The organism is Thermoactinomyces intermedius, from assembly GCF_013912365.1.
GTDB classification, from domain to species: Bacteria; Bacillota; Bacilli; order Thermoactinomycetales; family Thermoactinomycetaceae; genus Thermoactinomyces; species Thermoactinomyces intermedius.
This window is the reverse complement of the sequence record NZ_JACETT010000069.1, coordinates 1-2,002: the sequence shown is the minus strand read 5'-3', so window position 1 is coordinate 2,002 and position 2,002 is coordinate 1. Positions and strand designations below refer to the sequence as shown.

The window sequence follows — 2,002 nt, the reverse complement described above, 5'->3', positions numbered from 1 at the left end:
CACGCTTGACGGCCTTAATGTCCATTGCTCTCTTATCGATGAACTTCACGCGATTCAAGACAAGAACTTGTATGACGTTATTGTGGATGGTATGTCGGCTCGTGAACAGCCGCTTTCGATCATTACCACAACAGCCGGAACCGTTCGCGAGGGGATTTTTGATATCAAATATGACGAGGCCGAGCGGATTATTAATGGTTATGATGATCCGGATGGATACAAAGATGAAAGAGTATTACCGATCATCTACGAGCTCGACAGGCGCGAAGAATGGAAAGATGAAAAGGCATGGAAAAAAGCAAATCCTGGCTTGGGAACGATCAAAAGCATTGACCAGCTACGCCAAAAGGTGAAGAAAGCCCAAGCAAATCCTTTGTTAGTAAAAAATTTGCTGACAAAGGATTTCAATGTTCGGGAAACAACAACTGAAGCCTGGCTTACTTTTGAACAGCTCGACAACAAAGAAACATTTGATATATCCAAGCTTAAACCGCGCTATGGGATCGGCGGCGCGGACCTTTCCAGTACAACAGACTTGACGGCTGCTTGTGTTCTGTTCATGGTCCCAGGGAGTGACAAAATTTATTTTGAGCATATGTATTGGCTTCCTGAAGACTTGCTGGAGAAGCGCGCGCAGGAAGACAAAATCCCTTATGACTTATGGCATGAACAAGGGTTATTGAGAACCTGCCCAGGGAATAGCGTACACCCTAAATATGTCACTGAATGGTTTTTGGAGATGATGAACGAAAAAGATATTTATTTATCATGGGTGGGTTACGATTCTTGGAGCGCTAAATATTGGGTTGAAGAAATGGAAAATACATTCGGGAAGCAAGTGATGGTTCCGGTCATCCAGGGGAAAAAGACACTTTCAGGACCAATGAAAAAACTCGGGGCAGATTTGGAAGCGAAGAAAATTGTATATAACAACAATCCTATTACGAAATGGTGCCTAAGTAATACATCAATTGATATAGATAAAAACGATAATATCCAGCCAGTCAAAAATGCTCAGCGTCGACGGATTGATGGAACAGCGGCCATGTTAAATGCCTATGTTGTGCTGCAAGACAAGTGGAATGATTATGTAAACATCATTTAGGGGGTGCGTTAGATGCCAAGTATTAATGATTATGCCCCGCGTAGCGGGCGAATCATTGGAGAAGATGGCCAGATTTATAACATTGTTGATTTATTACAAACAGGCGGAGGTGGCGGAAATATGAGATTTCACTTTGGAGAAGGTGCACCTGGAGAAAGCCTAGGCGCGCCGGGTGATGTTTATTTAAACAGTGTCAATGGTGATTTTTATCAAAATCAAAATGGCACTTGGACTCAGATCGGGACATTGAGAGGACCCCAAGGACCTCAAGGGCCTCAAGGACCAGAAGGGCCGCAAGGGGAACAAGGACCAAAAGGTGATCCTGGTGAGGATGGAGTTGGAGTTGTAAATATCACATCAGATGGAACAAACATTACATTTCATATGTCTGATGGAACAACGTATGATATTCCTTGGTCAGCTCAGTAAAGGGGGTGTTTCAGATTGGATTGTTAGATAGATTTAGAAATAAAAAAGTGAAGGTAACATCGTATCAAATGATCACGGAAAATGGCCATGGTTTTTATGCTTGGAATGGCCGCTTGTATCAATCAGACATAGTAAGAGCAGCTATCAGACCGAAGGTTCGAGCTATAGGGAAAGCTGTAGCAAAGCATGTCCGCCAAGATCCCAAAGGAACAAAAGTTAATCCTGATGCATATATGCGATTTTTACTGGAAGAACCAAACAGCTATATGAGCGGTCAACAGCTACAAGAAAAATTGGCGACACAACTTGAATTAAACAATAACGCTTTTGCCTATATTGATCGAGATGAAAACGGAATGCCAATCGCGATTTACCCGATTACTTCAACCAGCGTTTCTGCTCTGCTAGATGATCAGAATCGTCTTTATTTACGGTTTACATTGCGAAATGGGAAAACAGCCACACTGC

3 protein-coding genes are annotated in these 2,002 nt (G+C 42.7%); all 3 read left to right on the top strand.

Translation table 11 applies throughout. The features are described 5' to 3' along the window. Positions 1–1,105 (top strand): terminase large subunit (locus H1R82_RS13780; RefSeq protein WP_181821685.1); only part of this gene is annotated, 1,105 nt, incomplete at its 5' end. Between the two features lie 12 nt (positions 1,106–1,117). Next, entirely contained in the window at positions 1,118–1,534 is a 417-nt protein-coding gene (locus H1R82_RS14765) for a hypothetical protein (RefSeq protein WP_232333987.1), read from the top strand. Between the two features lie 20 nt (positions 1,535–1,554). Then, positions 1,555–2,002, top strand: a 448-nt coding sequence (locus tag H1R82_RS13770; RefSeq protein ID WP_258873913.1) for a phage portal protein, incomplete at its 3' end; no start/stop codon positions are given.